We start from the raw sequence: 7,036 nt of genomic DNA on the forward strand, positions 1-7,036 counted from the left end.
GCCGGCGGCGCCGCGGACGCACGGCCCCCGCGCCCTCCGGCGCACCCGGACGACACCGCGGAGATCCCCCTGCACGGCGACGAGCCACGCCACCGGGGCGTCTACGTCGTGCTGGCCCTCGCGGCCCTGGCCGTGCTCGGTGTCATCGCCTACGCCGGGATGACCCTGATGAACAACAACAAGGACGACACACCTCCCCAGGTCTCAGTGCCCTATGTGATCGGCCGGACCGAGGCGCAGGCCAAGTCGGCGCTCACCGGGGCGGAGTTGCATCCGGTGGTGAAGCACAAGGCCAACTCCGCTGCCGAGGGACAGGTGGTGGACCAGAACCCCAAGGTCAACACGATGCTCGACCAGGGCGCCGACGTCACGATCGTCGTGTCGACGGGTCCGGACAGCGTGACCATCCCCGACCTGCGCGGCCAGTCGCAGTCCTATGCCAAGTCGGTCCTCACCGGCTTGGGGCTCAAGACCAAGTCGGAGTTCACCGACGACGACCCCACGATGGCCAAGGGCAAGGTCGTCGAGACCGATCCTGGTCCCGGTGCGGTGCCGGCCAAGTCGACGGTGCTGCTCAAGGTCGCGAGTGGCAAGGTCACGGTGCCGAGCGTCGTCGGCAAGACGGAGGCCGAGGCCCGCAACATCCTGGCGGCATTGCGGTTGAAGGCCAGTGTGAGCTACCAGATCGAGCAGGACATCAACCCGGACGAGGTCATCCGGCAGGACCACGAGGGCAAGAAGGTTGCCGTCGGCACCGAGATCAGCCTGCTCGTGTCCCAGGCGCCGCCGACGACGGCGACCGTGACGGTCACCCCGCCGTCGTCGACCACCACGTCGCCCCCCACCCAGACCAGCTCCACGGCCACCACGACCTCCAGTTCACCGACGTCGAGCACCGCCACGGCCTCCAGGACGACCGGCAAGGGCAACGGCGGCGGGGGCAACGGCGGCGGGCCCCCACCGGTCAAGCCGCACGTCCCGCAGGGCTGACCTGCCTGCGAGTCAGGCTGGGGATGATCCGGTGAGTCGCGCCATACCGGCCGCGTCGTGCACCAGCGGGGTCAGCCCGGCGGAGCGTTCGACCGCGTCCGGGAGGCCACAGGTCACCAGCCAGTTGGCCAGCATGCGGTGCCCGCCGTGGGTCAGCACGCTCTCGGGGTGGAACTGCACGCCGTGCAGCGGCAGTGACTCGTGCCGCACCGCCATGACCACGCCCGACGCCGTGCGGCCGTTGACCAGCAGCGGGCTCGCCAGGGTCGCGGGCTCGATCGTCAGCGAGTGGTAGCGCGTCGCCGTGAAGGGTGACTCCAGCCCGGCGAGCACGCCGGTGCCGTCGTGCTCCACGGTCGAGGTCTTGCCGTGCAGCAGCTCGGGCGCCCGGCCCACGGTCGCGCCGAAGACGACGCCGAGCGCCTGGTGCCCGAGGCAGACCCCCAGCATCGGCTGGGCCCGCTCGGCGCACCCCTCGATCATCGCGATGGACACCCCGGCCTCCTCGGGAGTGCCCGGGCCAGGCGACACCAGGACCCCGTCGAACTCGGCCGCATCGGCCGGCCCGACCGCATCGTTGCGCAGCACCTCGCACTGCGCACCGAGCTGCTGCAGGTAGCCGACGATGGTGAACACGAAGCTGTCGTAGTTGTCGACGACGAGAACCCTGGTCACCTGCTCACTGTCCCACCGTGTTGCCGTTGAACGGCATCAGGGGCGCCACGGCGGGGAAGACCCAGACGAAGCAGATCGCCACCACCACGGCTGCCAGCAGGACCATGGCGAGCAGCTTGACCGGCCACGGACCGGGCACCAGGCGCCACAACGCGGCATACATCAGCCCTTCACCTCCAGCAGCGACTTGGGCAGGCCCTTGCCGCGGGGCACCTTCTCGGCGAGCTTGGCAAAGCTGATGTAGCGATAGGCGGCGCTGTACTTGGGGTGGCAGGAGGTCATGGTCAGCCATCGCGCGCTCGGCTGCTCACCGGTGTGCTGCGGCACCGGCGCGATCACGTCGGTCTGCCACGGCCGGACGATGGTGTGGCGTCGCACCCGGTAGACGAAGTAGTCCTGCTTGGTCTCGATGATCACCACGTCTCCCCGCTGCAGCTTGTCGATGTCGTGGAAGGGACGCCCGTAGGTCGTCCGGTGGCCCGCGATCGCGAAGTTGCCGACCTGGCCGGGCATCGCCGTCCCGACGTAGTGGCCGACCCCCTGCTGCAGGATGTCGGTGCCGGTGCCCTGCAGGATCGGCCGGGCGTAGTCGGACCCGTAGCGGGGGACGCGGATGATGGCGAAGGCCTTGCCCTTCGGGACACCCGAGAAGGTGACCAACGGGTCCTTCCGGGCCGTCGGGGCCGGGGCGGAGGTCGACGGTGCCGACCCGGTCGCACCCGACGCGACCACGGGCCGGTCGGGCAGCCCGGACCGGTCGAACTGCTGCTCGAGGGAGGTGACGGTCCGCGCCTGCTCCCGGCCGGCCGTGACGTCGGTCCACCACAGCTGCCACACGACGAAGAGCAGCACCAGCACACCGGCCGTGATCAGCAGCTCGCCGAGGACACCGGCAGCCCGCCGCACCTGCGTCATGTCGGGGTCCCCGCGAAGTATCGGAGCGCAGGACAGCGGAGAACTTCGTGGGGTGGCAGGGCAGCGGAGAACTTCGTGGGGTGACTCATCGAGCCGCCTGCGCGTGGCCCAGCTCGAGCGAGCCCTCGTAGGCCGGGAAGGTCAGGTGGGACTGGTCGACCTGGTAGCCAAGGCCCAGCAGGTCGACATACTCGCGGTAGATCGACACGCTCTGGCTGGTGTCGAGGGCCTGCTGCATGCCCTGCACGTCACCGATCGCCTTGATCGTGAAGGGCGGCGAGTAGACCCGGCCCTGCAGGATCAGGGTGTTGCCGACGCAGCGCACCGCACTGGTGGCGATGACGCGCTGGTCCATCAGCATCATCGCCTCGGCACCACCGGACCACAGCGCGTTCACGACCCCCTGCACGTCCTGCTGGTGCACCACGATGTCGTCGGCTGTGTAGCCCTCCGGCAGCGACGCCGCGTCACGGTGGGCGTCGTCGAGCGTCACCGAGATGCCGGGGCCGGTGACCGCCTCGGTGCCCACCGTCGGGGCGAGGTCGTCGATCTGGTTCTGCAGCTTCTTGACGCTGCGGTTGCCCGGAGCGGCCTCGGCGGTCAGCGCATCGACCTGGTCGCGTAGCTGCTGCACGGCCTTGGCCTGCGCCTCGACCCGCTGCGTCTGTCCGCGGATCACGTCGGCGAGGTCGGCCGGCCCCGGTCGCAGGTCGGTGCCCTGGGAGACGCTGGCGCTGGTGCCGAAGAGCACCCCGGCGACGACCCAGACGACCGGGAGCAGGGCGCGCCACGGCCCGATCCGGCCCCTGCCGCCTCGCCCCGTCGCCATACCCACTCCGCCGTCCCTCCTGCCGCACTCCTCGGCGGCAGGATCGCTCCGCTCCATCTTCGCCGCTGTCGTCGCTGCGGCCGCGTCGGCGACCGAGTGGTGCCGCCCTCCCGCACGCGGACCCCTTACGCTAGGGACAACTCTACGTCGAGCAAGGAGCACCCGGTGCCCGAGTCCAAGCGCCGGCCGAAGGCCGAGCAGTCCAGCAAACGCCGGGCCCAGGCCGAGTCGGCTGCCGCCCGCAAGGCCAAGGCCCTCGGGCCCAACCCGCCGTGGTTCCTCCCGGTCATGGTCGGCCTCATGGTCATCGGGCTGGTCTGGATCGTCGTCTTCTACATCACCCAGGGATCCTTCCCCATCGGCAGCCTGAACAACTGGAACCTGCTGATCGGCTTCGCCCTGCTGATGGCCGGCTTCTTCATGACCACCCGCTGGCGCTGACCGGGCTCTTCCGGTCCGCTTCAGCCCGTATGCCGTCCGCTCCCGGCACGGCGTCCGCTCACCGACACCCGGTGAATCCGCAACCCACGCTGGCACAGGCCGGCGAGGTGACCGCGACACGCCGTCACAGCCCCTCGCGCGCACGGGTAGTGCCAGCGCGAGTTGCGAAACCGGCAACCGTCGGTGCCCACCAGACCCGTGAAACGGAGTTGTCCACAGGTTTGTCCCCAGGCTGGGGACAAACCACAACGGTGTAACTCGCGGTCAGCGGCCGCAGGTCAGTGCACGACCACGAAGGGCAGCTGCACGGTCGCGTAGCGCACCATCGCCAGCACGACCACCAGCGCGAGGACCCCGGTGAGCCCGGCCCACTGCCAGACCCGGCGGCCCGGGGAGGCCGCCGCCGTGACCACGAGAGCGCACAGGGCGCCGGTGACCGCGCCGCCGAGGTGCGCCTGCCACGCGACGCTCGGGATGGTGAAGCCGATCACCGCGTTGATCACCAGCAGCACCAGGATGCCGCCGGTCGCCCGTCCCAGGTGCCGGTTGAGGATGAACAGCACCAGGAAGAGCCCGAAGATGGCCCCCGAGGCGCCGACGGTCGGGGTGAACCACCCGGTGCGGGCGTAGTCGGCGATGCTGTTCGGGGTCGAGGCGAGCAGCTCGTAGCCGACCGAGCCGCCGACGGCGCTGATCAGGTAGATGGCGACGTAGCGCGTGCGCCCGAGCAGCGGCTCGAGGTACTGCCCGATGATCCACAGGGCGTACATGTTGAAGCCGATGTGCCAGAAGTCCTGCACCGACGGCGCGTGCACGAACGCCGCCGTGAGGAACCGCCACGGCTCGGTGTCGCCGAGCACCGGGACAAACTGCATCTCGGCCGTGACGCGCGGCCAGACCAGCTGGCCGATCCACACCGCGACGCAGATCCCGATGATCACCTTGGTGACGATCGGGTCGCCGTCGGTGACCCGGCCGCCGAACTGCGTGCGCGCCATACGAGTGCCGCGCTGGCCCTCCCGGACACAGTCGACGCACTGGATGCCGACTGCGGCCGGTCGCTGGCACTCGGGACACGTCGGCCGGCCGCACCGCTGGCAGGAGACGTAGGACACGCGGTCGGGATGCCGAGGGCAGGTCGGGGCCTGCTGGGGCGCCGCGGGGTTGGTCATGCGGTTAGTCTCCGGCATCCGGGTGGGTGGGTGATCCGGCGGTGAGCGGTGGCCCGCCGGATGCGGAGGGCTGGCTCAGCCCTGGTCGACGGTGATGCTGTTGATGACGACCGGCTCCACCGGCCGGTCCTGCGCGCCGGTCGCGACGGCGGCGATCTTGTCGACCACCTCGCGGCTCGGGCCGTCGGCGACCTCGCCGAAGATGGTGTGCTTGCCCTGCAACCAGGTGGTGGCGCCCACGGTGATGAAGAACTGCGACCCGTTGGTCCCCCGGCCCCTCTGCTTGCCGGCGTTGGCCATGGCGAGCATGTAGGGCGACGTGAAGTCCTTGTCGGGGCTGATCTCGTCATCGAAGGCGTAGCCCGGTCCGCCGGTGCCGATGCCCTTGGGGCAGCCGCCCTGGATCATGAAGCCGGGGATGATCCGGTGGAAGGTCAACCCGTCGTAGAACGGCGTCGGGTTGGTGCGGCCGGCGTCGTCGCGGTAGTCCTTCTCGCCGGTGGCGAGACCGACGAAGTTCTCGACGGTCTTGGGAGCGGCCTGGGGGAACAGCTCGACGTTGATGTCGCCGTGGTTCGTGTGAAGGGTGGCATTCATGGCGCCATCCTTTCACGGGCCGCGGTGCCGCCCCTGCATCGGGCACGGGACCGGTCCGCGCCGACGGCGGGGCACGGGGGACCAGGTGGTCGTGGGTGGCTGAGACAGTGCAAGATGGGTAAGGACCGACGAGATCATCAATCAGGAGGACTCGTGTTCCGTCAGAAGAGCAAGACCGAGAAGGCGCAGGAGCAGGCTGCCGCCAGCGCGAGCTCCGTGACGTCGGCGCTGCGTGATCGGGTCGTCCCGGCCGCGGAGTCGGCCCGTTCGTGGGGGCAGCCCCGGGCCAAGGCCGCATACAAATGGAGCAAGCCCCGGGCCGAAGCCGCGCGCGACTGGACCAAGCCGCACGCCGAGGCCGCCCTCGAGTGGAGCAAGCCTCGTGCCGAGCACGCGAAGGCGTGGGCCAAGCCCCGGGTGGAGAAGGGCCTCGAACGGAGCTTCGAGTCGGCCGGACCCAAGATCGAGTCCGCGGTGGACCAGCTCGGACCGAAGATCGACGCTGCTCGTGACCGGATCGTCGAGGACCTGCTGCCCAAGATCCAGGAAGCGGTCGCCACCGCGAGCAGGGAGGCCGCCGCCCAGAGCCAGTCGGCCGTCGAAGCGGTGAGCGAGGCTGCCGGCAGGCCCAGCAAGCGCAAGAAGCGCCGCAAGCAGGGTGGCTTCTTGATCTTCCTCGGTCTGTTGGCAGCGGGAGCCGCTGCCGCCGCTGCCTTCATGAAGAAGAAGGAGCCGAAGGAGGACCCGTGGGCGACGCCGCTCTCGGAGCCGACCACGCCGTCGCCCGGTGACAGCCCGAGCGACGCGGGGATCCGTCCGGTCGACCCCAACCTGACCGGCGCGTCCACGACGACCACCGGCACCGCGGGGACCGCTGCCGACGCTCCCGCCGACACCGCCTCCGACGCGACCCCCGGCGAGGGAGACTCTCCCGAGTCGCGCGCCTGACCGCTCGCAGCACTACGAAGGGGCGGCACCCGTCACGGGTGCCGCCCCTTCGCGCTCCCCCAGCCGCAGCGCACCCACCACGCCCCCACCGCGTGAGGAATCATCGTGAGGTTCCGCGCCCTCCTGGGGGCCGAAACCTCGCGATGATTCCTCGCGGGTCAGGCGAGGTCGCGGCGGCGGTAGCCGGCGATCCCGGCAGCGGTGAGCGCGACCGCGATCACCGTCAGCACCACCACCGGGATCCAGGCCATCTCACCGCCGGGCAGCGACGGGATGTGCGTGAACGGCGAGAGCTGCTGCGCCGACTCCGGCAGGCCCAGGACGGCGCCGAACTCGCCCAGCAACATCGAGGCCACCAGGGCCACCCAGGCGCCCAGGACCAACCGCGGCGCCAGGCCGTGGAGCGCCACGGCGACGCCGACCAGCAGCCATACCGCGGGCAGCCTGGGTGGCCCTGGTGGCCTCGATG

General features: G+C 70.5%; 9 protein-coding genes and 1 pseudogene. 3 read left to right on the top strand and 7 right to left on the bottom strand.

The features are described 5' to 3' along the window. Nucleotides 1–990: PASTA domain-containing protein (locus tag FRW57_RS14750; protein WP_152186348.1), on the top strand; the 990-nt coding region annotated here is incomplete at its 5' end. A gap of 12 nt (nt 991–1,002) precedes the next feature. Here the strand turns inward: FRW57_RS14750 and FRW57_RS14755 are convergent. The 4 genes from FRW57_RS14755 to FRW57_RS14765 form a co-directional block, all read right to left on the bottom strand. Next, complete coding sequence (locus FRW57_RS14755; RefSeq protein WP_137119485.1) at nt 1,003–1,665, bottom strand: aminodeoxychorismate/anthranilate synthase component II; 663 nt, start codon at nt 1,663–1,665, stop codon at nt 1,003–1,005. Nucleotides 1,666–1,669: 4 nt separating this feature from the next. Then, nucleotides 1,670–1,828 (bottom strand): hypothetical protein, encoded by a 159-nt coding sequence (locus FRW57_RS24075; protein ID WP_202911319.1) that lies wholly within the window; start codon nt 1,826–1,828, stop codon nt 1,670–1,672. After that, nucleotides 1,828–2,580, bottom strand: coding sequence for a class E sortase (locus FRW57_RS14760; RefSeq protein ID WP_137119486.1), 753 nt, complete (start codon nt 2,578–2,580; stop codon nt 1,828–1,830). Before FRW57_RS14760 ends, FRW57_RS24075 begins: the two co-directional genes overlap by 1 nt. An 85-nt stretch (nt 2,581–2,665) precedes the next feature. After that, on the bottom strand, nt 2,666–3,409 hold the full coding sequence (locus tag FRW57_RS14765; protein ID WP_137119487.1) for a DUF881 domain-containing protein: 744 nt from the start codon (nt 3,407–3,409) through the stop codon (nt 2,666–2,668). A 165-nt stretch (nt 3,410–3,574) separates the two neighbouring features. Between FRW57_RS14765 and FRW57_RS14770 the strand changes: the two genes are divergently transcribed. Continuing rightward, on the top strand, nt 3,575–3,850 hold the full coding sequence (locus tag FRW57_RS14770; protein WP_137119488.1) for a cell division protein CrgA: 276 nt from the start codon (nt 3,575–3,577) through the stop codon (nt 3,848–3,850). Nucleotides 3,851–4,128: 278 nt separating this feature from the next. Here FRW57_RS14770 and FRW57_RS14775 read toward each other — a convergent pair whose 3' ends face one another. Both FRW57_RS14775 and FRW57_RS14780 read right to left on the bottom strand, forming a co-directional pair. Continuing rightward, nucleotides 4,129–5,022: a rhomboid family intramembrane serine protease gene (locus FRW57_RS14775; protein WP_152186349.1), complete on the bottom strand. Its 894-nt coding sequence runs from the start codon at nt 5,020–5,022 to the stop codon at nt 4,129–4,131. 75 nt (nt 5,023–5,097) lie between these two features. Further along, nucleotides 5,098–5,619 carry a peptidylprolyl isomerase gene (locus FRW57_RS14780; RefSeq protein WP_137119490.1) on the bottom strand — a complete coding sequence of 174 codons (522 nt, stop codon included), beginning with the start codon at nt 5,617–5,619 and terminating at the stop codon, nt 5,098–5,100. Nucleotides 5,620–5,772: 153 nt separating this feature from the next. On the opposite strand from FRW57_RS14780, the gene FRW57_RS14785 reads away from it, so the two are divergent. After that, nucleotides 5,773–6,567 (top strand): hypothetical protein, encoded by a 795-nt coding sequence (locus FRW57_RS14785; protein ID WP_137119491.1) that lies wholly within the window; start codon nt 5,773–5,775, stop codon nt 6,565–6,567. Between the two features lie 158 nt (nt 6,568–6,725). Here the strand turns inward: FRW57_RS14785 and FRW57_RS23305 are convergent. Then, nucleotides 6,726–7,036: pseudogene (locus tag FRW57_RS23305) on the bottom strand (ABC transporter permease); the annotation flags it as partial.

Source organism: Segeticoccus rhizosphaerae, from assembly GCF_009192725.1.
Lineage (GTDB): Bacteria > Actinomycetota > Actinomycetes > Actinomycetales > Dermatophilaceae > Segeticoccus > Segeticoccus rhizosphaerae.

Excerpts from the sequence above, each read along its gene's own strand:
- FRW57_RS24075 (WP_202911319.1), bottom strand. The coding sequence starts at position 1,828 with ATGTATGCCGCGTTGTGGCGCCTGGTGCCCGGTCCGTGGCCGGTCAAG.
- FRW57_RS14760 (WP_137119486.1), bottom strand. The coding sequence starts at position 2,580 with ATGACGCAGGTGCGGCGGGCTGCCGGTGTCCTCGGCGAGCTGCTGATC.
- FRW57_RS14765 (WP_137119487.1), bottom strand. The coding sequence starts at position 3,409 with ATGGCGACGGGGCGAGGCGGCAGGGGCCGGATCGGGCCGTGGCGCGCC.
- FRW57_RS14775 (WP_152186349.1), bottom strand. The coding sequence starts at position 5,022 with ATGACCAACCCCGCGGCGCCCCAGCAGGCCCCGACCTGCCCTCGGCAT.
- FRW57_RS14780 (WP_137119490.1), bottom strand. The coding sequence starts at position 5,619 with ATGAATGCCACCCTTCACACGAACCACGGCGACATCAACGTCGAGCTG.